At 55.3% G+C, this 24426-nt stretch carries 28 protein-coding genes; 24 read left to right on the forward strand and 4 right to left on the reverse strand.

Annotation, left to right across the window (positions count from 1 at the left end; genetic code table 11):
* Positions 1-24 precede the first annotated feature (24 nt).
* The 11 genes from ACAF76_RS05815 to ACAF76_RS05865 all read left to right on the forward strand — a co-directional run bounded on the left by ACAF76_RS05815 (position 25) and on the right by ACAF76_RS05865 (position 7603).
* Complete coding sequence (locus ACAF76_RS05815) at positions 25-453, forward strand: gamma-glutamylcyclotransferase family protein (RefSeq protein ID WP_400164776.1); 429 nt, start codon at positions 25-27, stop codon at positions 451-453.
* A gap of 49 nt (positions 454-502) precedes the next feature.
* A complete protein-coding gene (locus ACAF76_RS05820; RefSeq protein ID WP_400164777.1) occupies positions 503-1033 on the forward strand; it encodes a hypothetical protein in 531 nt (176 codons plus the stop codon).
* An 86-nt stretch (positions 1034-1119) separates the two neighbouring features.
* Positions 1120-1641, forward strand: a complete 522-nt coding sequence (tpx, locus tag ACAF76_RS05825) for a thiol peroxidase (RefSeq protein ID WP_400164778.1) — start codon at positions 1120-1122, stop codon at positions 1639-1641.
* Between the two features lie 173 nt (positions 1642-1814).
* Positions 1815-2441 carry a TetR/AcrR family transcriptional regulator gene (locus ACAF76_RS05830; RefSeq protein WP_400164779.1) on the forward strand — a complete coding sequence of 209 codons (627 nt, stop codon included), beginning with the start codon at positions 1815-1817 and terminating at the stop codon, positions 2439-2441.
* 2 nt (positions 2442-2443) lie between these two features.
* Positions 2444-3148 (forward strand): MBL fold metallo-hydrolase, encoded by a 705-nt coding sequence (locus ACAF76_RS05835; RefSeq protein ID WP_400164780.1) that lies wholly within the window; start codon positions 2444-2446, stop codon positions 3146-3148.
* Positions 3149-3329: 181 nt separating this feature from the next.
* The gene (locus tag ACAF76_RS05840; RefSeq protein WP_400164781.1) at positions 3330-3722 is read left to right on the forward strand and encodes a hypothetical protein; all 393 of its coding nucleotides are present in this window, start codon (positions 3330-3332) and stop codon (positions 3720-3722) included.
* A 67-nt stretch (positions 3723-3789) separates the two neighbouring features.
* On the forward strand, positions 3790-4689 hold the full coding sequence (locus tag ACAF76_RS05845) for an RluA family pseudouridine synthase (protein ID WP_400164782.1): 900 nt from the start codon (positions 3790-3792) through the stop codon (positions 4687-4689).
* A gap of 337 nt (positions 4690-5026) precedes the next feature.
* Complete coding sequence (locus ACAF76_RS05850) at positions 5027-6217, forward strand: homogentisate 1,2-dioxygenase (RefSeq protein WP_400164783.1); 1191 nt, start codon at positions 5027-5029, stop codon at positions 6215-6217.
* On the forward strand, positions 6201-6821 hold the full coding sequence (locus tag ACAF76_RS05855) for a flavin reductase family protein (protein ID WP_400164784.1): 621 nt from the start codon (positions 6201-6203) through the stop codon (positions 6819-6821). Before ACAF76_RS05850 ends, ACAF76_RS05855 begins: the two co-directional genes overlap by 17 nt.
* A gap of 123 nt (positions 6822-6944) precedes the next feature.
* Positions 6945-7295: a PspC domain-containing protein gene (locus ACAF76_RS05860; RefSeq protein ID WP_400164785.1), complete on the forward strand. Its 351-nt coding sequence runs from the start codon at positions 6945-6947 to the stop codon at positions 7293-7295.
* Between the two features lie 137 nt (positions 7296-7432).
* A complete protein-coding gene (locus ACAF76_RS05865) occupies positions 7433-7603 on the forward strand; it encodes a hypothetical protein (RefSeq protein WP_400164786.1) in 171 nt (56 codons plus the stop codon).
* A 64-nt stretch (positions 7604-7667) separates the two neighbouring features.
* Here ACAF76_RS05865 and ACAF76_RS05870 read toward each other — a convergent pair whose 3' ends face one another.
* Positions 7668-8708, reverse strand: coding sequence for an LLM class flavin-dependent oxidoreductase (locus ACAF76_RS05870; RefSeq protein WP_400164787.1), 1041 nt, complete (start codon positions 8706-8708; stop codon positions 7668-7670).
* Positions 8709-8877: 169 nt separating this feature from the next.
* Entirely contained in the window at positions 8878-9624 is a 747-nt protein-coding gene (gene map / locus ACAF76_RS05875; protein ID WP_400164788.1) for a type I methionyl aminopeptidase, read from the reverse strand.
* A gap of 128 nt (positions 9625-9752) precedes the next feature.
* On the opposite strand from map, the gene nadE reads away from it, so the two are divergent.
* Positions 9753-10505 (forward strand): NAD(+) synthase, encoded by a 753-nt coding sequence (nadE, locus tag ACAF76_RS05880; RefSeq protein ID WP_400164789.1) that lies wholly within the window; start codon positions 9753-9755, stop codon positions 10503-10505.
* 94 nt (positions 10506-10599) lie between these two features.
* Positions 10600-10821, forward strand: coding sequence for a hypothetical protein (locus ACAF76_RS05885; RefSeq protein ID WP_400164790.1), 222 nt, complete (start codon positions 10600-10602; stop codon positions 10819-10821).
* Between the two features lie 81 nt (positions 10822-10902).
* On the opposite strand, the gene ACAF76_RS05890 is transcribed toward ACAF76_RS05885, so the two are convergent.
* Positions 10903-11385, reverse strand: a complete 483-nt coding sequence (locus ACAF76_RS05890) for a DUF2062 domain-containing protein (RefSeq protein ID WP_400164791.1) — start codon at positions 11383-11385, stop codon at positions 10903-10905.
* Positions 11386-11631: 246 nt separating this feature from the next.
* Here ACAF76_RS05890 and ACAF76_RS05895 point away from each other — a divergent pair, with 246 nt between their 5' ends.
* The 5 genes from ACAF76_RS05895 (at position 11632) to ACAF76_RS05915 (ending at position 16752) form a co-directional block, all read left to right on the forward strand.
* Positions 11632-12162: a YkvA family protein gene (locus tag ACAF76_RS05895; RefSeq protein ID WP_400164792.1), complete on the forward strand. Its 531-nt coding sequence runs from the start codon at positions 11632-11634 to the stop codon at positions 12160-12162.
* A gap of 22 nt (positions 12163-12184) precedes the next feature.
* On the forward strand, positions 12185-13129 hold the full coding sequence (locus tag ACAF76_RS05900; RefSeq protein ID WP_400164793.1) for a 3'-5' exoribonuclease YhaM family protein: 945 nt from the start codon (positions 12185-12187) through the stop codon (positions 13127-13129).
* A 243-nt stretch (positions 13130-13372) separates the two neighbouring features.
* Positions 13373-14335: a hypothetical protein gene (locus ACAF76_RS05905; protein WP_400164794.1), complete on the forward strand. Its 963-nt coding sequence runs from the start codon at positions 13373-13375 to the stop codon at positions 14333-14335.
* Positions 14332-14604, forward strand: a complete 273-nt coding sequence (locus tag ACAF76_RS05910; RefSeq protein WP_400164795.1) for a hypothetical protein — start codon at positions 14332-14334, stop codon at positions 14602-14604. The genes ACAF76_RS05905 and ACAF76_RS05910 overlap by 4 nt, the downstream gene beginning before the upstream one ends.
* A gap of 81 nt (positions 14605-14685) precedes the next feature.
* Positions 14686-16752, forward strand: coding sequence for a YecA family protein (locus ACAF76_RS05915; RefSeq protein ID WP_400164796.1), 2067 nt, complete (start codon positions 14686-14688; stop codon positions 16750-16752).
* Positions 16753-16830: 78 nt separating this feature from the next.
* Here the strand turns inward: ACAF76_RS05915 and ACAF76_RS05920 are convergent, their stop codons facing one another.
* Entirely contained in the window at positions 16831-18048 is a 1218-nt protein-coding gene (locus ACAF76_RS05920; protein WP_400164797.1) for an MFS transporter, read from the reverse strand.
* Positions 18049-18350: 302 nt separating this feature from the next.
* On the opposite strand from ACAF76_RS05920, the gene ACAF76_RS05925 reads away from it, so the two are divergent.
* The 6 genes from ACAF76_RS05925 to ACAF76_RS05950 all read left to right on the forward strand — a co-directional run bounded on the left by ACAF76_RS05925 (position 18351) and on the right by ACAF76_RS05950 (position 24378).
* Entirely contained in the window at positions 18351-19871 is a 1521-nt protein-coding gene (locus ACAF76_RS05925; protein ID WP_400164798.1) for an LCP family protein, read from the forward strand.
* Between the two features lie 168 nt (positions 19872-20039).
* Positions 20040-20354 carry a hypothetical protein gene (locus ACAF76_RS05930; protein WP_400164799.1) on the forward strand — a complete coding sequence of 105 codons (315 nt, stop codon included), beginning with the start codon at positions 20040-20042 and terminating at the stop codon, positions 20352-20354.
* An 85-nt stretch (positions 20355-20439) separates the two neighbouring features.
* Positions 20440-20919 carry a hypothetical protein gene (locus ACAF76_RS05935; RefSeq protein WP_400164800.1) on the forward strand — a complete coding sequence of 160 codons (480 nt, stop codon included), beginning with the start codon at positions 20440-20442 and terminating at the stop codon, positions 20917-20919.
* Between the two features lie 87 nt (positions 20920-21006).
* Complete coding sequence (locus ACAF76_RS05940; RefSeq protein WP_400164845.1) at positions 21007-23010, forward strand: FAD-dependent oxidoreductase; 2004 nt, start codon at positions 21007-21009, stop codon at positions 23008-23010.
* A 110-nt stretch (positions 23011-23120) separates the two neighbouring features.
* The gene (locus tag ACAF76_RS05945) at positions 23121-23417 is read left to right on the forward strand and encodes a hypothetical protein (RefSeq protein WP_400164801.1); all 297 of its coding nucleotides are present in this window, start codon (positions 23121-23123) and stop codon (positions 23415-23417) included.
* A 118-nt stretch (positions 23418-23535) separates the two neighbouring features.
* Positions 23536-24378 (forward strand): YtnP family quorum-quenching lactonase, encoded by an 843-nt coding sequence (locus ACAF76_RS05950; protein ID WP_400164802.1) that lies wholly within the window; start codon positions 23536-23538, stop codon positions 24376-24378.
* Positions 24379-24426: the final 48 nt, after the last annotated feature.

The raw sequence follows: 24426 nt of genomic DNA on the forward strand, positions 1-24426 counted from the left end.
TTACAGTTAGGATGGGATGTTTGGATGGAAAAGAAACTGCCAATTTTTGTATACGGGACTTTGCTCGGCGGATGGGGCAATTATGCGCAGTACGTGCAACCCTACAAGCATGAAGTCGTGCCGGCAGAAATCAGCGGTGTGGTCTATCACCTGCCGATGGGGTATCCCGGCTTGCTCCCCGGGTCGGGGCAGGTCAGGGGGAACCTGCTCTTCTTTGCTCCTGACGATTACGACCGCGCCCTGTCGGGACTGGATGAGCTGGAGACGTACTACGGTCCGAAAGATCGCCGCAACGAGTACGAGCGTGTCGCGGCAACCGCTCGGACAGCCAGCGGGGAAGAGGTTGAGGCATACGTGTATGTGTATGTGGACGAGCACTATGTCAAAGCAGAAGGGACATTGGTCGCAGACGGTGACTGGCAGCGTTTTATGCGCGAGCGGCAGCCTGAATAGCAGCGGAAGATTTCGCCCAGAATGGTAGGGGAAAGGAGTGGTCCCCTCCATGGATATGCTGGAAAAAAAGCCTGCGCAGATTTGGCGGATGCTGATTCCCGCCTCGGCGTGGATGTTTCCCGATGAAGTGCCGGAAAGCGAACTGATTTTTTCCTACCGCACGCATATTTACTTCGTCAATGACGACGGCTCCGTACTCGCATTGCCGAAACCCCCCGGCTGGGAGATGCTCGATCTGGGTATGCTGCTGGAGCATTTGGCTACCTCGGAGCAGACGATCGACTTCGATGACAACGGAGAGTTTGATTTCGGCTTTGTGCTCAAGCAGATGGGCTATGTCGTCCCCACAAAGAAAAAGCGCGAGAAGGCGAACTACCAGATCGAGATTATCAACACGGCTCTGCCGCATGCCGGTCACCGCTACGAGCTCAGGCACGTCCAGTTTGTGTTCGCTCTCTACCACGCCTTGATGCGCTGCCATGAGCTGAACGCCAAGACCGACTGGGAATACGAGCATGAAGTGAAGCGCATCGTCAAGGTCGAGCCGCAACAATCGGACAAAGTGCAGGTTAATCTGTAAATTCTGTGTTCGACATAGTGAAAATTGACGGCTGATAGGTTATGATAAGGGACGTACATATGAAAATTGGCAAGGAGGAAGAAATCATGGCAAACGCTGTTGAGCGCCAAGGTGCATTTACATTCAAAGGTGGCCCGGTCACGCTGCTGGGTCCAGAAATCAAAGTCGGTGACACGGCTCCGAGCTTCACGGTTGTTGGCGGTGACCTGTCCGCTGTATCCTCGGACGAATTCAAAGGTTCTGTCCGCATCATCTCCGTCGTTCCTTCCCTGGATACAGGCGTCTGCGATGCACAAACCCGCCGCTTCAACGAAGAAGCTGCAAAACTGGATGGCGTAACGATCCTGACCGTTTCCGTTGACCTGCCGTTCGCGCAAAACCGCTGGTGCGGCGCTGCCGGAATCGACAAGGTAAAAACGCTCTCCGACCACAAAGACCTCTCCTTCGGTACTGCCTTTGGCGTAGCGATCAAGGAATTCCGTCTGCTGTCCCGCGCCGTATTCGTCGTGGATGCAAACGACAAAGTGGTCTATGCGGAGTATGTACCTGCTGCTGGCGAACATCCAAGCTACGAAGCAGCGATCGAAGCGGCAAAAGCAGCGAAATAAGCTGCCTGCGATCTTGCCTGAAATACGAGACCCTCAACGGCTTTTGCGTCGTTGAGGGTTTTTTTGTGCGAAGAACCGGTTGACACTGCAAGTAACCAGTGGTTATATTATAACCATCGGTTACTTACAACGATTGGAAGGTGCGTACCTTTCAAACTGGAGGACAGCGATTGATGGCACGCTTACAGGAAGCTCGCTCAGAAGAGACCAAGCAGGCGATTTTGCAGGCAGCCGGACGCTTGTTTTCGGCGAAAGGGTTTGATGCGGTATCCATTCGCGAAATCGCCAAGGCGGCAGGCTGCTCCCATACGACTCTCTACATCTACTTTAAAGACAAGGAAGCGCTGTTGCACGAACTCTCCGTAGGACCGCTGGAAGAGCTGTACCGGCAGTTGGCAGCCATCCAGTCTGCCGAAGCGCTCACGCCCGAGCAAAAAGTAAAACAGGTCAGCAGCAGCTTCATTCACTTTTGCCTCACGCATCGCAATATGTACACGCTGTTTTTTATGACCAAATCGGAGCGGGTCGACAGTCAGGAACCGAGTTCGGCCCTGAACAGGCTGCGCAATCAGATGTTTGCTTTGCTGCAGCGAGTCTTGCTGGGGTGCTTGCCGGATGTCGGAGAAGAAACAGCGCTCGCCTGTGCCCGGATTTATTTTTATGCGTTGCACGGCATCGTCGGCACGTACAGCCAGTCCGAGGAATCGGCAGAAGCGCTGCTGGAGCGGCTTCGCCCTACATTCGAGCTGGCGATTGAGGTGCTGCTTGCCGGATTTCACAAACAGGAGGAGCGTGAGTAGAGATGAAGGTAGAGCAGATTTCGGAGCATGTGTGGTCACTGCGATCCTGGCTTTTGCTGCAATGCCGGGTGTGGGTAGTGGAGGAGCCGGACGGGATCACCTTGATTGATGCGGGGATGCCGTTTATGGCAAAAGGGATCGTCGATTTTCTCGAACGGTTTCCGGCCAAACCGGTAAAGCAGGTACTGCTGACACACGGTCATTCGGACCATGTCGGCTCGCTGCGCCAGGTGCTGGCGAAAAGGCAAGTTCCCGTCTACGCCCACAGGGAAGAAATCCCGTACATGGAAGGCAGGCTTATGTATCCGCGCCGCAAGAAGGCGGAGAAAAACGTGGAGCCGGGTCTGGCGCAGCCGCTGCCGGAAAATGAGCAGGGCGGGCTGGACAAAATCGGCAGCTTGCAGCCGTACTTCACACCGGGTCACTCGCCTGGACACGTCGTCTACTATCACGAGCAGGATCGGGTGCTGTTGGCTGGCGACCTGTTCACCTCCAAGCGCGGCAAACTCCATCATCCGATGCCCCTGTTTACGGCAGATATGGCAGAGGCAGTGCGCAGCGCTTGGATTGTCACACAGCTCCAACCGGATCATCTCGAGGTGTGCCATGGAAATCCGGTGAAGCAGCCTGCGGCATCCATGGAGGAGTACATGCGTACGACGGCGGAAAAGTACGGGATTGCGTTGGACATTTCCCTCCTGCCGTAACGATTGCTTGCGGAATATTCCAAAAAGCGGATGAAACGATTCTCCGCTTTTTTTCGTCCTCATCTATGAGGTGATGAGGATGAAAGCTCGGTTTGTTGCATGCATATGCCTGACGTCCCTTTTGCTTTTCGGCGGATGCCAGGCTTCATCGATAGATCCGTCTGCTGCGGGAGAACTTTCCGTGCCCCCAAAACCGAAAATTGCCTGGAACGAGAACAGGGCAGTGACCGTGCCGACCTCTTTCTGCTGGAGCTACGATAACCAGGCGACCTGCACCGACACCGCCGCTCCACCGGAAATTGTCGGCGAACACAAGCCTGCCCCGCTGCAAGTCCAGCCAGGTGCGATCGTGACGATTTCCTACGAACAGCCGCCTGTGGAAAAATCGCTCGTCCTCACGCAATGGGTCGGAAACAATCAGATCGAGCATGAATTGCAGCAGGGCAACATGTGGCAGGCGCCAGAAGAGCCGGGCTGGTATTTGTTCGACGTGCGCGCGCAGTGGGAACAGGGCAGTGCGGGCCACGTATTTGTCATCGAGGTGAGGAACAACTCGCGCAGCGAATACCTCTGATTCACGGATGCGCCTTTCTTTTTGGTATACTGGAGTACGAGACGCACAGTCCAAAAGGAGAGACAGCATGCTGGAAGAATTGATTCGCTTCACCGCGGACGAGGAGGATGCGGGACAGACGGTTCGCGAAGTGTTGCAGAAGCGATACGGCGTTTCCCGCCGCCTGCTGGTCCGCGCCAAGTTTAAAGGCTTGATTACCCGCAATGGAGAGCATGTCTTCGTCAATGAGAGACTGCGGGCCGACGATGAGATCGTGGTCATGGTGGAACAGGAAGAGACAGAGGCGGTACCGCCGGAAGAGATGCCGCTTGCCATTCGCTACGAGGATGACGACTTCATGGTGATCGCCAAGCCGGCCGGTCTGGTCGTGCATCCGACGGGCAACCATCCCGGGGGAACCTTGGCCAACGGTGTGATCGCTTACTGGCAAAAGCGCGGCGAGCAGCGCAAGTTTCGCGCCGTAAACCGCCTGGACAAAGATACTTCCGGTCTGCTGATCGTAGCCAAAAACCAGTGGGCGCATGAGCAGTTCAGCAGGATGCAGCAGGAGCGCAGTCTGCATCGCATCTACCGGGCGATTGCAGAAGGCAACGTGGAGCCAGACGCGGGGACGATCGACGCTCCGATCGGTTTGGCAGAACATTCGTTTATTACCCGTCAGATTCGCGCGGACGGACAGCCTGCCGTGACGCATTTTCGCGTACTCGCGCGCGGCAACGGGCTGAGCTTTGTGGAATTGCGTCTGGAGACGGGTCGGACCCATCAGATTCGCGTGCATATGAGCAGCCAGGGCTACCCGCTCGCAGGCGATGATTTGTACGGCGGACAGCGCACCTGGATCGGCAGACAAGCCTTGCATGCTTCTCGGCTGTCGTTTGCCCATCCCCGGAGCGGGACGCAGATGGAATGGGAGGAGCCGTTGCCCGAAGACATGCAGCAGCTTCTCGAGCGCATCGGCCAGTCGTAAGAGAGCAGTATTTTTTGCTGGAAAAGCGAAAGCGTATTCGCTATGATGGAAATAGAATCCAGTTTGGATGATGACAGTTGCAAACGCTGGTTGTTTGCGGGGGAGAATCGCGATCAACGGTTTTCTTCGCGTAGCAGACAAAGCCCAGCTTACACCTGAAGATGTTTTGGACGTGATCGTTGCGCAGGGGATGCCCCTTTGCTTTGTCATGCAACCGGAACAGAAGCGGGGAGTGAGCTGGGCTTTTTGGCGTCCTGTCTGCCGTTCTGCGAAGGGCAGTACGCTGGCAACTGCGCTTTGGCGCTTCGCTTTTCCATAACGGAAGGAGGTCACGGGCATGGCATTTTATCATCGCATGGGGGAAATTCCAAGAAAGCGGCACACGATGTTTTTCAAGCCAAACGGAGAGTTGTACCGGGAGCAGGTGATGGGGACGAAGGGCTTTTCCGGAATTCAGTCGATCCTGTACCATCACCATCCGCCGACACAGGTGCGAGAAACGCGCAAATACGCCGATCTCAATCTGGAATTTGTAGGACAAGGTGAACTGAAGCATCAGCATTTCAAAACCTTCGACTTGCCGGCGGGAGGCGACCCGATTTTTGGACGCCGCTACTTGCTCGGGAACCGCGATGTGCTGCTCGGGGTATGCGCGCCGACAGAAGAAATGAATTACTTTTACCGCAATGCCGACGGGGACGAGGTGCTGTTTGTGCACGAGGGGAGAGGCGAGCTGCAAAGTGTCTTCGGGACGCTTGCGTATCAGCCGGGCGATTACCTGGTGATTCCGATCGGCACGACGTACCGCATCGTTGCACGCGAGCAGAGCCGCTTTCTCGTCATCGAATCGCAGGATGAGATCAGCTTCCCCAAACGCTACTGCAACGAGCGCGGGCAACTGCTGGAGCATGCCCCGTTTTGCGAGCGGGACATCCGGCTGCCGGAATCGCTGGAAACGCATGTGCAGCCAGGAGAATATGAAGTGCGCGTGAAAAAGCAAAACGCGGTCTACAGCTTCTTCTTTGATTTCCATCCCTTTGATGTTGTCGGCTGGGACGGCTACCTGTACCCGTACGCGCTCAGCATCCACGACTTTGAGCCGATTACAGGACGGATTCACCAGCCGCCGCCGGTCCACCAGACGTTTGCCGGACAGCATTTTGTCATCTGTTCATTCGTCCCGCGGATGTACGATTACCACCCGCTGTCGATCCCGGCCCCCTATTTTCACAGCAATGTGGAAAGCGACGAGGTACTCTACTACGTGGACGGAAATTTTATGAGCCGAAAAGGCGTGTACGAAGGCTCGATCACCTTGCATCCGATGGGCATCCCGCACGGCCCGCACCCGGGCAAGATCGAGGCCAGCATCGGAAAAAAACAGACGAAGGAGCTGGCCGTCATGCTGGACACCTTCCGCCCGCTGCAAGTCACGCGCCACGCCCTTTTGATCGAGGACAAATCGTATATGGCAAGCTGGCTGCCGGAGGAGGAAAAAAAGGAGGGGCAGGATGGAACTGCAGATTGACAAACTGGAGCGGCAGGAAAAATACAAGCTGCTGATCGGCTGCGTCATCCCGAGACCGATCGCCTGGATTACCTCGCTTGGAGCAGACGGGCTGCTCAACGCGGCTCCGTTTAGCTACTTCAATGTCGCCAGTATCGAGCCGATGATGGTCTCCATCGCGATCATGCGAAAACCGGGCGGCCAGCCCAAGGACACGGCGCGCAATATCGCGGCGACAAACGAGTTCGTGGTCAACATGGTAGACATACACAACGTAGATGCAGTGAACCAGACGTCTGCCGACTACCCTCCCGACGTCAGCGAAGTGGAAGCGCTCGACTTGTCAACCGCGCCGTCCACACTCGTCCGCGTGCCGCGGTTGCAGGCATCCCGTATTCACTTCGAGTGCAGGCTGCATCAGATCGTCGAGCTGGGAACGCCGACGACCTCTGACCTGGTCATCGGCGAAGTCGTTCACGTCCACGTCGCCGACGAACTGTACGAGCGCGGACGCATCGACGCCAGGGGCTTTGCGCCGGTAAGCCGGCTTGCCGGCAGTACGTACGCCACTCTGGGCGATCTGTTTGACCGCACCCGTCCGGTCTACGAGCCAAAGATGAAGTAGGCGCATCCCTCACTTCCGTCCCGAGACGGAGGACAAATCCCTCTGTGGGCCATTTTGCCGATTGCCTTTTTTGCGTAAGCTAGTGGTACAAAGGAAATCGGGAACACAGAGAGGAAGGTATGCATGAACGGACGACGTTTATACAAATCACAAAATGACCGCAAACTGTTTGGGGTATGTGGCGGGGTAGCGCAGTTTTTGCGCATTGATGCCACACTCGTGCGCATCGGTGTCGTCATTCTGACGATATTTACAGGGATTCCGGCGTTGATTTACGTGCTGATGGCGATGATCATGCCAACCGAGCCGCGCTGGGGCGAGCTGGACGACCCATATGACATGTATGCGTCCGGCAAGCGCGTCTACCGCGAGCCTCACGATCTGGACGCCCAACTGGAACATCTGGAAAAGCGTGCGCTGGTGCAGGAGGTACAGCGCCTGCGCGAAGAGCTGTTAAAGTACAAAGGAGTATAACGATCAAGATGCTGATGCTCCCCCGCTAGGTAAGGGGACATCAGCATTTTGTTTTTCCTGCCGCAGATCGTGAGGAAACAATGACGCCTATTTGCATAACATGTAAGGTGGAGAACCTACATAGGGAGGGAAAGAATGTGTCCGTTGGCCTTTTCGACATGAACAAGCGCTTGGAGCAGACGCGCAAAGTACTGCGGGAAAAACAGCATCTGAAGAAGCTGATCGAGGAAGATATAGAGGAGCTGGAAAAAGACGTGAAGGAGCTGGAGGCGATCATTCACAAGCATACGCCCCAACTTCAGCGGTAAACAAAAAGTGGCAGGCTGGCCAATTGGCAGCGCTTGCCACTTTTTCTCTTCCGAGCAGGCGTGTTTACTGCTCTTCTTTCCAGATTTGCCGGACGATCTCAAAGGAGCGCAGGCGGTCTTCGTGACGGAACATTTGCGTCGTAATCATCAGCTCATCCGCCTGTGTGGCGTCCAAAAGCTGCTGCATTTTGTCCTTCACAGTTTGCGGACTGCCGATGATCGAGGAGCGGAGCTGAGACTGCACCGAGTATTTTTCGAAGTCAGACCACAATTCATCCATGCTTTTCACTGGCGGCTGAATCGGTTTTCGCTCCCCTCTGACAATTTGCAGGAACGCCTGGTAGTGCGAGGTAGCCAGGTATTCTGCCTGTTCATCGGTATCGGCTGCCATGACATTTACGCCGACCATCGCATACGGCTCTTCCAGCACCTCCGAAGGGCGGAAGCTGTTGCGGTACACCTGCAGTGCGGGCAGCGTATAGTCAGGCGAGAAGTGGCCGGCAAAGGCAAAGGGCAGACCGAGCAATCCGGCCAACTGCGCGCTGAAGTCGCTGGAGCCGAGCAGCCAGATCGGAATGGACAAGCCTTCTCCGGGAACGGCGCGTATCCCGGTGGATGTCTCCGGTGAGTATGGCTCGAAGTAATTGCGCAGCTCTGTCAGCAGCTCGGGAAAATCGGCGCCGCCTATGCGCTGGTTGCGGCGAAGCGCACGAGCTGTCTGCTGGTCTGTTCCAGGTGCGCGTCCCAGTCCGAGGTCGATGCGGCCCGGATAGAGCGATTCCAATGTGCCGAATTGCTCTGCGATCACCAATGGCGCGTGATTGGGCAGCATGATTCCGCCGGAGCCGACGCGAATCGTAGAGGTGCCTGCCGCGATGTAGCCGATCAGGACCGAGGTGGCCGAACTGGCGACGCTGGCCATGCCGTGATGCTCCGCCAGCCAATAGCGGTGAAATCCCCACTTTTCCACATGCTGGGCGAGATCGAGGCTGTTGTGGAACGACTCCGCAGGCGTGCTTCCCTCCGTGATCGGGGACAGGTCCAGGACGGAGAGGGGAATATCAGAAAGCCGCTTTTTCGGCTCGTTGCTGTCAGTCGATGACATGAATGGATTCCTCCTTGCCATTTTGCTGTAACGAATGTGGGCGAAACTGGTACATACGTACTTGCATCGTACGTATCACCCGGTTTGGGTGTCAAGGCTCCGATGTTCTGGGAAGTGCAGCGATAAGCGCCAGCGCAAAAGAAAAAGCCCTGATGATAGGGCTTTTTCTTTATTGTTTGGTTAAAATGACTGGACCATCCGCAGTAATTGCGATCGTATGCTCGTATTGGGCGGAGAGCTTGCCGTCGCGGGTCCGCGCTGTCCAACCGTCATCGTCGATGGTCAGGTGATACGTGCCTACGTTGAGCATCGGCTCAATCGTGATGACCATGCCTTCCTTCAGGCGCTGCCCGCGATTGGGCGGTCCGTAGTGCGGGACGTACGGTTCTTCGTGCATGGCCTGCCCGATGCCGTGCCCGGTGAAATCGCGAACTACCGAATAGCCCTGTTCCTGGGCGTAGGTCTGGATGGCGTGCGAGATGTCTCCGATGCGATTGCCGACAACCGCCTGATCAATCCCCAGGTACAAGGATTTTTCTGTCACTTCCAGCAGTTTTTGCGCTTCAGCGGAAATATTTCCGACTGCGTACGACCAGGCAGAATCGGCCAGCCAGCCGTTTTTGCGCACGACCATGTCGATCGTGACGATATCGCCGTCGCGCAACGGTTCCTTGGTCGGAAATCCGTGGCAGATGACGTCGTTAATGGAAGCGCAGGTGGCGTACGGATAGCCGTTGTAGCCTTTTTGCTCGGGTGTGGCGTCATGCTCCGCCAAAAACTGCTCGACAAATTGGTCAATCTCCCAGGGAGTGATGCCCGGGCGAATCATTTTGGCAATCTCGCGGTGGCAAGCGGCCAATACCGCTCCCGCTTCCTGCATCAGTCTGATTTCTTCAGGTGTCTTGAGGATGATCATCGTCTCTCTCCTTGTCCTCGGATTGCAATGCCTCATAGTAGTATACACCTAAGAGCGCTCCGGAGTTAATTGCCACGTTGCAGGCGAAGTGGTAGGATGAGGATAAAACATTTACGGGGGTAGGTAGCGTGGACAAGTTCCAGGAGCACCTGGCCAACTACCAGGCACATGTACAGGAAGACATTGAAAAACGGCTTGCATTTATACGGGAACAGATCGACGGTCCCGGCCTGGGCGGAGCAGTCGTCGGCATTTCTGGCGGCATTGACAGTGCCGTGACGGCAGCGCTGTGCGTCAAGGCGCTGGGGCGCGAGCGCGTCATCGGCGTGTGGATGCCGGCTTATTCCCAGCCCGTCCACGAAGCGGACGCCAAACGGCTTGCGGAAGCGATCGGTCTCAATCTCGTCACTGTGGACGTCGGACCGGCATTCGATGCGCTCGTGCCGCAAATCGAAGGCGTCCTCGCGCTTGGCGACAAGACCAAAGGCAACACCAAGGCGCGCCTGCGGATGACGACCTTGTACGCCATCGCCAACCAGAAGGGCTACCTCGTCGTCGACACCTGCAATCGCAGTGAAGTGTACGTCGGCTACATGACCAAGGGCGGTGACGGACTGGCTGACATCAATCCGGTGGAAAGCCTGACCAAGCATGAAATCCGCATTTTGGCGAAGGAGCTCGGGGTTCCTGATTCGATTCTGACGAAAGCTCCGTCTGCCGACCTGTGGGAAGGACAGACTGACGAGCAGGAGATGGGCTTCACCTACGAGGACCTCGATCGCTATCTGATCACCGGCGAGACGAGGCCGGAAGCGAAAGAGAAAATCGAGCATCTGCACCGCATCTCGGAGCACAAGCGCAATCTGATGCCAGGCATATAAGCCCGAAGTGATTTTTTGCAACAGTTGATTCTTGTTAGATTTTGTACGATAATAGAGGGTACTGCAAGGAACTTTGAAGGTAGAGGTGGAGCATATGTCGACGACTGAATTGATGCTCAAAACAAGTCTGGAAGGACGTGTGAAGCGCACGCTGCAAACATTCTTCCGCCGCCCCAACTACGTGTTGGTTGAAGAGAGCTTGGGTGCGAACGGCCTGTCCCCAGAGCAAGTGGCTGTAACGATGGATTTGCTGAAACAAGACCTGACTGTTGCTGAAATCATGGAGCAACTGCGAGATAAAGGCTATTTTTCGTAATCTGGCGACAGCATTCAGCCCAGAATGAAGGAAGGATCGGTCTGACTACCCAAGTCACGGACCGATCCTTTTTCTTTGCCTTCACGAAGCCGAACCGTTGCTGATTCTCCTCGCTTTTGCATGGCGAAACCAGCGCAGCATGGACAAGACAGCGAGGTAGCTCAGGCACGCCAGACACAGGCCGATGACCGTGCTGCCGATCAGGTAGGCGATGCCGTTGTCCCTGATCCAGGCCAGCCATTGACCGTGAAAAAGCGACGGCGCAGCAGTCTGCTTGTACGTCCGGTAGCCGGCGAGCGCGTAGCCGATTTGCAGGATGGGAATGAAAAAGACAGGCAGTACCAGCTTGCCCGTGACGAATCCGGTAAGCGCCGATGACTTGCTGCAGCGAAACAGTCTGGTCAGCGGGAAAAGCAGCAAAAAAGCGATGCCGAATGTCGGCAGCGTCAAAAACTCGAGGAAGATTCCCAAAGCAAAGCCAAGGGCGATAAACGACGGTGCCCCTTTGGAACGGAGCAGCTTGTAGTACGCGTATTTGAACGAACGGAAAAGACGGGTAAGCATGGACATTCCTCGTTTCGCGGGATGAGATCATTGTACACCTTTTTCGAACGTGTTTTCCATTGGATGCCTTTGTAGTATGGGGGTATATGTGGAAAAATCATACGAAAGGCCGATTTCCGTCTGGAGACGGATTGGTAGTCATTCCTTCCTTTTGGCATAATGGATGGAAGAACCAAACGCATTGGAGATCGTTTTCGACAAGAAGAGCAGATCCGACATTTTTGCACGACCGAAGGAGGAGCATAGATGGAAGAGGTAGAAGACAAGCGGGAACCGGCAAAAACGGAAACCTTGCCGGCAGTAAGGCCGACCACAGAGCTGGTAGCAATCGAATTGCCGGAGAAGCACCAGCGCTTCTACGACAAACTGCGGGAAAAAATCCAAATGTTCATCCGCGAAAAAGGCATTAACGAAAGGGTGGCCAGCTTTATTTTGCTCGCTCCCGACTTGTTCGTCCTGCTGGCCCGTCTCATGCTGGACAAGCGGGTAGGCGTACAGTCCAAAGCAATTGCAGGAGTGACAGTGGCGTATTTCATTTCGCCCGTCGACTTTATTCCGGAGGCGATCGTCGGTGGCTTCGGCTTGCTCGACGACGTGATTTTGGCTGTCTACGCCCTGCGCCGTATTCTCGTCGATGTGGATGAGTCCATCGTCCGCGAGCATTGGAATGGAGAAGAGGACTTGCTCGGCGTCATCACCCGGGTGATTCGGGAAGCGGACGATCTGGTCGGGCAAAAAATCGTAAACAAGCTGAAAGGATTGCTTCTTCGCAAATAGAAGGCAGGTTGGGGAAATAGACATGAGATATTTGTTGGAGTACCAAGAGGGAGAGCGGGTCATCACCTTTTGTCTGGTCAAAAACAAAGAAACAGGTGTGGCGAGCAACCAAAGCGAGTATTTGAACCTGGAGCTGGGCGACCGCTCCGGGACGATGATGGCGAAGCTGTGGGATGTGAGTCCCGAGATCAAAGACGGCATCCAGGTAAAGGACGTCGTCAAGATCGATGCAGTGGTCCAGGTGTACCGCGGGAAGAAGCAGTTGGTGATTCAGCGGATCAGGCCGGTTACGGCATCCGACGAAGTAGAGATGGAGTCTCTGATTCCCGTCTCTGCTGTACCGCCGGACGAGCTGTGGGAAAAGCTGGAGCAGACAATTGACCAGATGCAGAGCAAGACACTGCAGGCGATTTTGCGGGAGGCGCTGGCCGACCCGGAGATCGCCGAGAGACTGCGTCAGTATCCCGCCGGGGTGCGGATGCATCACAACTACTACCACGGCTTGCTGGAGCACATCGTCTCGCTGCTGCGTGCGGCGGAAAAACTGCTGCCGCTCTATCCGCAGGTGGACCGCGACGTACTGTTCGCCACCTGTATTCTGCACGACATCGGCAAACTGTACGAGCTGTCCGATCCGATTGCCCCCGATTACACGACGCCCGGCCAACTGATCGGCCATCTGGTCATGGGCGTGGAAATCGTCAGCGGCATTTGCAGAAGACTGGACATTGCCCCGGGCGACACCGAGGTGCTGCATCTGAAGCACTGCATCTTGAGCCATCACGGCGAGGTCGAGAACGGCTGGGGCAGCGCTGTCTCGGGCAAGACGCCGACAGCGGTGCTGTTTCACTACCTCGACCAGATCGACAGCAAGATGAATGCCTTGCAGCAAACATTGGCGGACATGGGCGAGGAAGAATGGGCGTATTCGGGTGCGCTGCGGCGCAAGGTGTGGCGCGGCTACTAAGCGGTTTGCAGATCGTCACGGGAGGAGCCTGGCTTGCGCATAGCCAGGCTTTTCCCTTTGTGCGGATGCTTTTTTATTGTCGGAATTGCCGAATACTTTTGCGCAGGTAGGATTTTTCTGCATTTTTGTAGAATATGTTTCTGACTGCAGCGGTAGGGTTCAGATTATGCGTCACTGAACTACGTACAGCTTGCGCCAATCTGGGCCGAAACAGCAGCAAACTGATCACACGAAGGAGAAGTTATGAAACGGCCAACCTATACCCGACCAAGCATTGTCAAAAAGGTTTTTCGGTCTGGCGAGCGCTCTCTTCCACGTGAGGAGGTTTCCTCGCGAATCGAAGCCAGCGGGCTGGTTTCTCACGCGGAATTGGACGGATCGTCGCTGCTTGATATAGTTCTGAAAATGGAACAATCACCAGTGCGGGTAGGGAGCTCGGACGCGATTGTGGAGCTGACCTTTTCGCCCCATCAACTGTTCGATCTGGCGTACCGCTATGTACGCGATACGCAAACGCCCAAGCTGCTGGAGCAAATCATCGGGGAACTGCGCCGCCAAACCCAGTTTGGCTGGAACCAGATCAACCGCTTGCTGCAATTGCAGCGCGACCCGCGATTCGTACAGTTCGAGGGTGATACCCGGTGGTTTCTCGCCGAGTGGACGATCGCCAACGATCAAGTGTTCGACTTTTGCCAAAAAAACGGAATTTCCAAAGTAGCCTCGCGCTCTCTGGTCTACTTTTTGGATCAGGAGGTAGGAATCGGTGAGGAAGCTGCCTTCCTGCCAGCCCTTGACGACCGCTTTCGCATGGATGGCGACACCTTGTACATTACAGCTGCTGGCGAACAGGCAGCGGAAGTCGAGGCGCAGCAGGAAGTAGCCGCTGCGCTGGCATCGGATGCGGCAGCGGCGGAAGAAGCCGGCCCAGTCACACAGCCAGAACACACACCACAAGAACAAGAAGATCCAAAGGAGGAGCATGCGATGAATACCGTACAAAGCCAACACGTTCTCCAGGAAGTGCAACAGCTCCTGGAACAGGCGATCAGCCGTCTGGATGCGAGGAATCAGGAAATGTCGCAGGAGGTTGTCGCTCATTTTCAGCAAAATAACATGCAAGCTATAGAAGTCCTGATGAAAGAGAAAAATAAACACGAGCAAATTGCAAACGGATTAAAACAGCTGCTGGCCGCAAGCGAGCAATGAGCAGGCGAGAGGCTATGATCCGGTTTGAGCAGAGGTTTGCCTTGCTGCGCGAAGTGATCGCCGGCTATCGGATACAGCTTCAAAAGATGGAGCAGGAAGTAGTGGAGTTGTTCGCTACCAACCAGCTCTCTGCCATATCTGCCTGCATGAGCGAGAGGCAGCGGATCGTGTCGTTGATGAACCGCCTGGAGCAGTTTGTCCGGAAGTGGGAGTCAGGGGCCGATACGGGAATTACACACGAACCAAAACGGGAACACTTGAATACATGAACGAAAATGCGGTAAGATAGGGGGATTGTGCAGGATTCCCCGCGCATGCCGCGTGGGCTGGAAAGGAGATCCAAATCCCTTATGTCTGTTGGAAGAAACGAACTGTGCCCCTGCGGGAGCGGGAAAAAATACAAAAAGTGCTGTGGCGTGGTGACGCCGATTACCGAGTTGCGCAGCCGACATGAGCAAAAGCTGCAAAAGCAGTACGCGAGTTGGGTGGAGCGACTGAATCATTTCGTCGGCGGCAATGTGACCAACGATGCAATTACGGAAGCACGCAACCGCTTTGCCGCGGAGATTGGACTAAACGAAGAAAGCGTCACACGGCCTGAATGGGCTGCGCACTTTTTCAACTGGTTTGTACTGGATGTAAAACGCGATGGAGACACCTTGCTGGAGAACTATCTCAAGCAGAACGGCAGACGAATGGAGCATGACCTGCGCCGCTCCTTCTACAAACTCCACCTGGACCTGTACGAAATCGTCGATGCCGATCGGGATGTTCTCACCGTCATGCAGCCGATTACCCGTGAAAAACGGTATGTGCTGCGCACCAACAATTTGAGAGTACAAGTGGGACAAATCATCGTCGGGCGTTTGTTGAACCTGGGACTGCGCGATGCGCTCTTCTCGGGCAGCATCGTCTTGCAGCCGCACATCAAGGAATCGCTGCTGGACTGGCTGCGCGAGCACCCCGAGGTAAGCGAGGCGGCCGAAGACAGCAGCAAGCGTACCTATACGACGCAGTTGTACCGTTTCATCGTGCAGTTTGGAACGGAAGGCAGCAATCAGCAAAAGCCGAAAGAAGCGATGCTTCGCCGCAGCTTCGCCGTGTCCGATGCGGATGAGTTCCGCAAACAGATGGAAGCACAGCGCAGCTTCGAGCTGAAAAAGCGGGAAGGAGCACGCGAAATCTGGGTGTACGCCCCGCGCAAGGAAGAGTATTTGTTCTCCGCGTTGAGGGACGCGCTGCTGGAATTGTACGAGGTTCAGGCGGAACTGTTGATCGCGGACGGACGTGTCTACCTGGAAGGGTATGCGGAGCAGCTCGACGAGATGGCGAGCCTGTTGCAACTCATCGATCTTGAAGCAGAAGAAGAGATTCGCGCCTTGACCTCGACAGGTTCCAGACTGTCGCGCGGGACACTGTTTATCACCAGCCAGCCGACACTGCCGCCGAAGGTGCTGCAATGGGCAGCGCAGACGTACTTTGCGGAAAAGTGGCTGGTCAATCCGCATGAGGCGCTGGATGATCTCGCCCCGATTCTGGTGGCGGCATCCGACAATAAAGAGCTGCACGGCAAGCTGATCAGCCTGCTGGAGCAGATGGAGCAGGACAGCAAGCTCGGTCAAGGATTGGCCCGGTATATCCGGATGGACATCCTTCGTCCGCGCCTGTCGCTGCCCAATGACGCCCTGCATATCAACAACCTGTTGCGTCGTCCTTTGATCGAGGGTTTGCCGGAGAGCGTCTACACGGTTCATCCGGACAGACTGGCGGACATCAATCGCTTCGTCCAGGAGATGACCGAGGGCAAATCCGAAGCGACGATGAAAAAATACGATGAAGTGATGAACAGCTTCCGTTCCTTCGTCCGAAGCGCATTCGGTCCTTCCTTTGTGTGGGAGCATGTGCGGCCGGAAGAGATGTCCTTCTTCCTGCTGCATTACATGTACAGCCGAACCGATACGGTGAAAAAGACGCTGGCCACCAATCTTTTGTCAGTGCTGTCCGCTTTCTTCAAATGGCTGGACAAGCAGAGAGGCACTTCGCTGTCGACCGCCATGCAGCCGCTGTTCAGCGAGCTGAAGGAGACACTGCCAGAGGCGTACCGTCTGCGCAACAGTTTGGAAAAGGAAGCGTACCAAAATCTGTACGGATCGGAACATACGCTGGGCGAGCTGGCGGAAGAAGCCGTCATCCTGGTCGGACAGGAGAAGGGCTATTGGATCGCCAAACGCGCCAACGGTCAGGAAGTGAAAGTGGCTATCGAGCAAACGGCTGGCGAAGGGTTGGCTGAAGACTGGTTAGTCGCCGGACTGTTTGCCCAGACAGAGGACGGTTTCTGGCGCTTGTACGGCGCACCGGAACTGTATCCCCCTGCCGTAGCCCAGATGCTGGGAGCGCCAGTCGGCGTTTTGGTATAAAGCAAAAAAACCGTCGGGATTGTGACCTGGAAGTCACCTTTCCCGACGGTTTTTTGGTTGTTGCCGTTTTCTCCGCGATTACGAAGTACGAACCCATTGGCGAATCGTCTGGTCTTTTGGCAGCAAAAAGCCGATGATACCGATCAAGGGGAGCAGCGAGCAGAGGGTGATCACCGTCTCCAGACTGTAAACGTCAGCCAGCTTGCCGAGGATCAGCGCTCCCATACCGCCCATGCCAAACGCAAGTCCGGTAATCAGTCCGGACACCATTCCGATTCGGCCAGGCAACAGCTCCTGGGCGTAGACGACCGTGACGGAAAAGCTGGAAAGCATGATCAGTCCGCTCAAAAAGAGCAGCGGGTACGTCCAGAATCCGGTCACATAAGGCGTGAAGATCGTCAGCGGCAGCGAGCCGATCAGTGAGAAAATCAGCACGTTTCGCTTGCCAAAGCGGTCAGAGAGCGGACCGCCCAAGAAGGTGCCGATCGCGCCCGCCAGCAGAAAGCCGAAAATGACGATCTGTGCTTGCGCGTACCCCATGTGCTTGAAGTTCATCAGGTAGAACTGATAGTAGCTCTGGAAGCCGGTGTGCATCCAGGAGCGGAAGCTGACCAGCAGGATGAGCAGCAGCAAGGCAATTTTGCGCTTTTGACCATGCGTGTACGTGACCAGAGCGGCTGTCGCTTTCTTCTTGCGCTCTTGACCGACGTACCAGCGGGCGACCATAAACAGGACGGCACTCGCTGCCGCAGCGGGCAGCAGGAACCAGGTCGCACCGGGCTGACCGAGATTGGCGAAAATCAGAATCGTCATCAATGGTGCCAGCGCTTGCCCGGCATTGCCGCCGACCTGGAAGATCGACTGGCCCAATCCGCGTCGCGTACCGGAGGCCGCGTGGGTAAAGCGGGAGCCTTCCGGATGAAAAACCGCAGAGCCGAACCCCACGCATGCGACGGCGAGCAAGACGAACAGGTAGTTTCCGGCGAGTGCGAGCCCGAGCATACCGACTCCTGAGACTAGCAGTGCGATGGGAGCCAGCAGCGGGTGAGACTTGCGGTCCGTAAAGTAGCCGACAGCAGGCTGCAAGACAGAGGCGGTCAGGTTCATCACGAGCAAAATCATTCCCACCTGGGTGTACGTCAAGGCCAGGTTTTTTTCCAGAATCGGGAGCATGGCGGGAATGACCGCCTGCAAGGCATCGTTGAGCAGATGCACGAGGCTGATCGCGAACAGGACGCGGTATACGGTCGGCGCCGTACTCGGCACGGGTGAGGCTTGTGCAGGTGTGGCACTCATTTTGGTTCATCTCCGTTATCTTCTCATTGGTTACCTCCTTACTGTAGCACTCCAAATAATGATCGTCATCCATGTTTTGTCTGCATATGTCTTCCAAATATATGCGACTGTTTCCTGTTTTCTGGGCCCGCTTTCAGTCGGGAGGAACATTTTTCTACAAATGAAGACAAAGATATGGTACAATGTTTTAGAGTTTTCCCAACAAAAGTGAATATTTGTTTTTCCTGTCGAATGGCACTAGTTTGAAATGTGCCTTCTTCATTTCTATTGACAAAAGCGTGCGCGAACAAGGAGAAGATCATATGCCGGAAATTGCTAGAAGACAACGCGCTTCCGCTCCCCGAAAAAAACAAACGGGACGAGGTCGAAAACTTCGTAAATGGTTGTTCTTTTTTAGCATATTTGCACTGTTTTTGGTCTGCGGTGTCGCTGGTGCCGTTTACTGGAAAATTGACAATACCTTAGACGAGGTAACAAGACCAAAAGACCCGCTATCACCGACTGCGTCCCAGAGCCAAGATGCGAAGTACAACGAAAGTGAGCCGATCTCACTGGTGATCCTCGGTTCGGATAACCGTCCCGAAACAGGTTCATTGAATACGGATGTGATGATCGTGTCGGTCATCAATCCGGATACGAAAAAAGTAACGATGGTATCCCTGCCCCGCGATACGAGGGTCAAGATCCCCGGTTACAGCGACTACCACAAAATCAATTCGGTATACGCCTACGGGGAAGCGGAACGGCGCAAAGCGGAACGCAACAACAAAACGCCCGATGAAGACGGTGTCTCGCTGACGAAAAAGACATTGAGCGAAATTCTGGGAATTCCCATTGATCACTACGTAGCGCTTGATTTCAACGGCTTCAAGGCAGTCATCGACGAACTGGGCGGCATCGAGATCGATGTCGATCGCAGGCTGGTCTACGACGATCCGACCGACAATACGCACATCAATCTGCAGCCGGGTCTGCAGGTGCTAAATGGTGAACAGGCACTGGGCTATGTCCGCCATCGCCATGACAACCGCGGAACCAAGTATTACTCCAGTGACTTTGACCGCAACCGCCGTCAGCAGGAAGTCATCCGCGCAGTGATCGACAAGGCTGCATCGCTGGAAGGGCTGACGAAAATTTTTGCGATTATGGAAGTCGGCGCCAAGCATATACATACCGATCTGTCCAAGGACCAGATCAAAGGATTGGCGTATGACTTCAAAGGCTTTAACTCTTCCATGATCACGACGCTGGAAAACGGCGCGTACTGGCAGGGTGGCTACACGTATCTGGAGAAAGACAAGCTGGAAGTAATCCGCAACTCCCTGCAAGCCGAGATGGGGCTGGAACGAAGCGTCGTAGCCAAGATGAACAACTCTCCGGTGCTTGGGACCGGGGGATCGAGCGTAGCGTCGTCTTCCAGGTCTTCCACTCCAAAAACGACCCAACAAACTGTGGAGTCAGCCGCTCCTCCTGTCGACAATACGCAAAAGCAGAAGGAGACGAAGCAGGAAGAAGTGGAGCAGCCAGCTGAGCCACCGACGTCCGATATGGCAGAGGGAACACTTCCTCCGCCGGACATCGTCTCTCCCGAAGAGATGCTTCCTCCATCCGACGGAACAGGTGCGCCGCAGTACACGGAGAATCCGAATTACGGAACACCGGACCCGAACGTACCCGGTTCGACCGTAACGCCTCCCCCGGGAACTGTCGTAACGCCTCCTCCGGGGACTGTCACGCCTCCGCCTGTGGAGCAAGCTCCGCCACCTGACATCACGTACCCTGTGGGCCAACAGGACCCGAGCCAGGTGCCGCCAGTCAACTAAAAAAGCGCATGCAAACGTCCGTTTTTCCGAAAACGGGCGTTTTTTTGTTATGTGCCTGTAAATATTTTGTGAAAGGGAGGTTTAGAAAACACCAAGAAAGTGTTACAATAATAATATACTGACAAGAAACACATTTCAGATAATTATCATTCGACTGGAGGGATTTGGATGATGATCTTTTTGGTGAATTTGTTTCTGGTGATCGCGTTTATGTACATTATCAGTCGCCAACACAATGAAGAAACGGTCTATGACGAAGACTTTTTTCTCCAGAATCCCTCAGCCCTGGAAGAGTACCAGCAAATGCCGCTCGATTTCCAAAACGCTTTCTTTCGCAAACACAAGGAATGGATCAAGGAGAAGTACATGCGCGGAGAAAGCTACGTTCTCGGTTATTGTCCGAACAAGGAAGTGCGCCGTGCCTGGCTGGCTGAATTTATGAATCAAAAAAACGTGAACAACAACCCCACCCCTTCTTCGTGAAGGGGTTTGCTTTTGTACCTTGCCGCTGCATGGTATACTGCAAGTGACGAAAGTTTTACGGCTGTGAGAGGAGATAAAAGCACCGATGTTGTCATACTTGACGGAACAACTGAATGAGTCCTTGTCCCACCATGGAGTAGTGACCGATGTAATCTTGCGCTCTGAACATTCCCTGGTCGAGGAAGAAGAGACGCGCGAAGTGGAAATTCGCTTCATGGAGCGGGAAGAGGAAGGCAAGCCAGAGGCAAAGATCTATCTCAGCCTGCTCCCCGATCAGGAAAGCTGCGAAGTGGAGGCAGAAATCGCATACGCATCCGAAGGGGTGTCGGATGACGCGGCGGCACGTTTGTGGGAAAAGGCGCGAGCAGTCATCCCGGAGATTTCCCTGACGGAGAAGAAGCGCTACCTGGAGCCTGGCAAATGTGTCGAATCGTCCATCGTTCTCGATACTCACTTTATCGTGCAGATGCCGGCAAACGAGGAGGAAGCGGGCGCGCTCGACCAACTGCTAGAGCGTTTTTCCGCTGATTTGGGCGAGATTTTGCGGATCGGTACAATACGCTAAAACAAACACGGCGGACGAGGCAGGATTTTTCTCTTGCAAGCAGAAATGAAATGAATGAGTATTCATTCGCAAGGGAGGAAAATCGCGATGGTGCTGTCCAAGGTGTTGGAGCCGATCCAGGTAGGATCGCTACGGCTTCCTAATCGGATTATCATGGGTTCGATGCATGTCGGCCTGGAAAATCAGGAGAGAGGCGTCGAGCGGCTGGCCGCTTTTTATGCGGAGCGGGCAAAAGGCGGCGTAGGGCTGATCGTGACAGGCGGGGCAGGTGTTTGTCCGGAAGGGGGAATGGGCGATGCGTACTGCAACGTCTACCTGGATGAGCACATTCCGGCACTTCGCACGATCACGCAGGCTGTTCACCAGGCGAATGGCCGGATCGCCTTGCAGCTCTTTCACGCAGGCCGCTACGCCGCCAAGGAGCAGACAGGACTTGATCCGGTAGCGCCGTCTCCGCTGCAGGCGCCGATCAATCGTTCAAAACCGCGCGAATTGTCAGCCGACGAGGTCGAGATGACGATTCAGGCATTTGCCGACGGTGCGCTGCGGGCCAGGCAAGCCGGTTTTGACGCTGTGGAAATCATGGGCTCGGAAGGGTATCTGATCAATCAGTTTTTGTCCCCTGTCACCAACAAGCGGGATGACGAATGGGGAGGCGATTTTGCCCGACGCGCCCGCTTTGGCGTGGAAGTGGCAAAGCGCGTGCGCCAGGCTGTGGGACAGGAGTTTCCGGTCATTTTCCGCATGTCGGGGCTTGATCTGATGCCGGACAGCACGACGATGGAGGAGACGCTGCAATTTGCCCGGATGCTGCAGGAGGCAGGCGTGGATGCGCTCAACGTCGGGATCGGCTGGCATGAATCGCAGGTGCCGACGATCGCGATGATGGTGCCCAGAGGGGCGTACGTATGGGTGGCCCAGCAGGTCAAGCAGGCAGTCTCCATTCCGGTCATCGCGAGCAACCGGATTAACGATATGCGTCAGGCAGAAGACATTGTCCAGGCGGGACGAAGCGACATCGTCTCGATGGCTCGCCCCTTTCTCGCTGACCCGATGATCGTGCGAAAAAGCATCGAGGGACGCTTTGACGAAGTAAACACCTGTATCGCCTGCAACCAGGCTTGCCTCGACCATATTTTCAACGGAAACATGGCCTCTTGCCTGGTCAATCCCGAGGCAGGCCGGGAGCAGGAGTGGCAGCTACGCCCGGCAGCGGTGAAAAAACGGGTCGCCGTCGTCGGAGCAGGTCCGGCCGGTTTGGAAGCGGCTCGCGTGCTTGCCGAACGGGGCCATCAGGTGGTCGTCCTGGAAAGGCAGGAGCAGATCGGCGGACAGTTGCTCTACGCCCGTCAAGTGCCGGGCAAGCAGGAGTTTGACGAGACGCTGCGCTATTACCGGACACAACTGGCGAGGCTCGGAGTAGAGGTCCGCCTCGGTATCACGGCGACAGCAGAGGCTCTGGAGGCGGAGAGGTTCGATGAAGTCGTGATCGCCACCGGTGTGACGCCGCGCCAGCCGGACATTCCCGGGATTGAGCAGCCCCACGTCGTCAGCTACGTGCAGGTGTTTGAAAAACAGGCGAAGCTCGGACAGCGGGTCGCGATCATCGGAGCGGGCGGAATCGCCTGCGACCTCGCCCATCTGCTCGTCCAGGACCAGGGCATTTCACCGCAGGCAGCCCAGTATCTGCTGGAATATCGTATCCTCGATCCGAAGTCGCTGCATCGCTTGCAGCAAAGCGACAGGAAGGTATACATGCTGCGGCGCGGCAAACACATCGGCACGGGGCTTGGCAAAACGACGCGTTGGGCTGTGCTGGCCAACCTGAAGCGGCACGGTGTGGAGGCACTGACGCAGATCGCCTACAAGGAAATTACGGCTGAAGGGGTCGTCATTGCGAGCGGCGGCGAAGAGAGACTCGTCGCTGCGGACACAGTCGTCGTCGCTGCTGGCGCTACCTCCAATGACAGCCTGTACCACGCGCTTCGGGGACGCCTTCCCGTCCACGTGATCGGCGGGGCAAAGGAGGCGGGCGAGCTGGATGCCAAACGGGCTATTTATGAAGGGGCAGAGGTAGGTAGATTGATCTAAATGTCGGCTTTTGAAATCTTTTGTCGAAAGTCTTTTCTTCATCCCGAACTTCTTGCACAATAGGAATATCTTACTCATCAACTTATTAAGTGACTGGGGGCCATCACGTGATGCACCATAACGGAATTTTATTGGGAAAACGCCACTTTCTGCACGCAACCTCCCCCGTTGTCGAGGTGGAAGGATGGACGTTTGCGATTGCTCCAGGCTGCAAGCTGATCGCTGGCGGCAGTGCCAATCCGTTGCAGACGCTGATCAGCATATATCGCGAGGGAGAAAAGGTAGCCCAGCTAAACCTTCATCATAGAAGATGTGACTCGGATATAACGGTTCAGGCGGTATCGAGCGATATGGCTTTGGAAATTACGCCAGCGACAAAACGGGTTTGTGTCGAAATGAAAATGTAATGCACCCTCCACTGGGGTGCTTTTTTCTGCTCTCAGCAGATTGTAGCGAAACTATCAAGGCAGGCACCAGCAAAGAGGGTGGCGAGCCTGTGCCGCGATACAGAAAGGGGAGTTTCATATGAATTTGACGCGCTGGAAAGTGGGAGAATTGCAGTTCACCTGGTTGTTGGGAGGGATTTCGCAATTGGATGGCGGGGCGATGTTTGGCGTCGTTCCAAAGCCGCTGTGGAGCAAGCGTTATCCGCCGAACGAGCTGAACCAGATCCCGCTGCGTGCGGACCCGATCCTCGTGGAAGCGCACGGAAAACGCATCTTGATTGAAACAGGATTGGGCAATGGCAGACTGAGCGAGAAGCAAAAGCGCAACTTCGGGCTGCTCGAGGAATCGCGGGTGAAGGAGTCGCTGGCAAGCATCGGACTTACCCCGTCTGACATCGACATCGTGGTGATGACGCATATGCACTACGACCATGTAAACGGTTTGGTCTCCTGGGAGCAGGACAAGCTGGTACCGACTTTCCCGAACGCGGTCATTTACGTGCAAGAGCAGGAATGGGCAGAGATGAGGGAACCGAATATCCGCTCGCGCAACACGTATTGGGAGGAAAACTGGAAGCCGATCCAGCACCTCGTGCAAACGTACGGGGAAAGCCATGCGCTGTTGCCAGGAATCTCGCTGCACCATACAGGCGGGCACAGCCAGGGACATGCCATCGTGCGTATGGAAACGCAGGGACAACTGCTTCTCCACCTCGCCGACATCATGCCGACGCACGCCCATCAAAACCCGCTGTGGGTAATGGCCTATGACGATTATCCGATGACGTCCATTTTCGCCAAGGAAAAGTGGATCAAAGAAGGAGTCGCAGCAGGCGCATGGTTTCTGTTTTACCACGATAATGTCTACCGCGCCGTGAAGTGGAACGAGCAGGGAGAAATCATCGATTCAATAAAAGTTTAATAATCAAAAAATTTTGTGGAAAAAGATTGACGAAAGACGCTCTCCTCA

It is taken from the genome of Brevibacillus sp. TJ4, assembly GCF_044627595.2.
Lineage (GTDB): Bacteria > Bacillota > Bacilli > Brevibacillales > Brevibacillaceae > Brevibacillus.

Bases quoted from the DNA above. Each gene is read 5' to 3' on its own strand.
- ACAF76_RS05895 (WP_400164792.1), top strand. From the start codon at position 11,632: ATGGAAGAGGTAGAAGACAAGCGGGAACCGGCAAAAACGGAAACCTTG.
- ACAF76_RS05815 (WP_400164776.1), top strand. From the start codon at position 25: ATGGAAAAGAAACTGCCAATTTTTGTATACGGGACTTTGCTCGGCGGA.
- ACAF76_RS05945 (WP_400164801.1), top strand. From the start codon at position 23,121: ATGCACCATAACGGAATTTTATTGGGAAAACGCCACTTTCTGCACGCA.
- tpx (WP_400164778.1), top strand. From the start codon at position 1,120: ATGGCAAACGCTGTTGAGCGCCAAGGTGCATTTACATTCAAAGGTGGC.
- ACAF76_RS05830 (WP_400164779.1), top strand. From the start codon at position 1,815: ATGGCACGCTTACAGGAAGCTCGCTCAGAAGAGACCAAGCAGGCGATT.
- ACAF76_RS05930 (WP_400164799.1), top strand. From the start codon at position 20,040: ATGATGATCTTTTTGGTGAATTTGTTTCTGGTGATCGCGTTTATGTAC.
- ACAF76_RS05855 (WP_400164784.1), top strand. From the start codon at position 6,201: ATGGAACTGCAGATTGACAAACTGGAGCGGCAGGAAAAATACAAGCTG.
- ACAF76_RS05935 (WP_400164800.1), top strand. From the start codon at position 20,440: ATGTTGTCATACTTGACGGAACAACTGAATGAGTCCTTGTCCCACCAT.
- ACAF76_RS05950 (WP_400164802.1), top strand. From the start codon at position 23,536: ATGAATTTGACGCGCTGGAAAGTGGGAGAATTGCAGTTCACCTGGTTG.
- ACAF76_RS05920 (WP_400164797.1), bottom strand. From the start codon at position 18,048: ATGAGTGCCACACCTGCACAAGCCTCACCCGTGCCGAGTACGGCGCCG.
- ACAF76_RS05860 (WP_400164785.1), top strand. From the start codon at position 6,945: ATGAACGGACGACGTTTATACAAATCACAAAATGACCGCAAACTGTTT.
- ACAF76_RS05940 (WP_400164845.1), top strand. From the start codon at position 21,007: ATGGTGCTGTCCAAGGTGTTGGAGCCGATCCAGGTAGGATCGCTACGG.
- ACAF76_RS05900 (WP_400164793.1), top strand. From the start codon at position 12,185: ATGAGATATTTGTTGGAGTACCAAGAGGGAGAGCGGGTCATCACCTTT.
- ACAF76_RS05820 (WP_400164777.1), top strand. From the start codon at position 503: ATGGATATGCTGGAAAAAAAGCCTGCGCAGATTTGGCGGATGCTGATT.
- ACAF76_RS05870 (WP_400164787.1), bottom strand. From the start codon at position 8,708: ATGTCATCGACTGACAGCAACGAGCCGAAAAAGCGGCTTTCTGATATT.
- ACAF76_RS05910 (WP_400164795.1), top strand. From the start codon at position 14,332: ATGAGCAGGCGAGAGGCTATGATCCGGTTTGAGCAGAGGTTTGCCTTG.
- map (WP_400164788.1), bottom strand. From the start codon at position 9,624: ATGATCATCCTCAAGACACCTGAAGAAATCAGACTGATGCAGGAAGCG.
- ACAF76_RS05845 (WP_400164782.1), top strand. From the start codon at position 3,790: ATGCTGGAAGAATTGATTCGCTTCACCGCGGACGAGGAGGATGCGGGA.
- ACAF76_RS05905 (WP_400164794.1), top strand. From the start codon at position 13,373: ATGAAACGGCCAACCTATACCCGACCAAGCATTGTCAAAAAGGTTTTT.
- ACAF76_RS05915 (WP_400164796.1), top strand. From the start codon at position 14,686: ATGTCTGTTGGAAGAAACGAACTGTGCCCCTGCGGGAGCGGGAAAAAA.
- ACAF76_RS05835 (WP_400164780.1), top strand. From the start codon at position 2,444: ATGAAGGTAGAGCAGATTTCGGAGCATGTGTGGTCACTGCGATCCTGG.
- ACAF76_RS05885 (WP_400164790.1), top strand. From the start codon at position 10,600: ATGTCGACGACTGAATTGATGCTCAAAACAAGTCTGGAAGGACGTGTG.
- ACAF76_RS05850 (WP_400164783.1), top strand. From the start codon at position 5,027: ATGGCATTTTATCATCGCATGGGGGAAATTCCAAGAAAGCGGCACACG.
- ACAF76_RS05925 (WP_400164798.1), top strand. From the start codon at position 18,351: ATGCCGGAAATTGCTAGAAGACAACGCGCTTCCGCTCCCCGAAAAAAA.
- ACAF76_RS05890 (WP_400164791.1), bottom strand. From the start codon at position 11,385: ATGCTTACCCGTCTTTTCCGTTCGTTCAAATACGCGTACTACAAGCTG.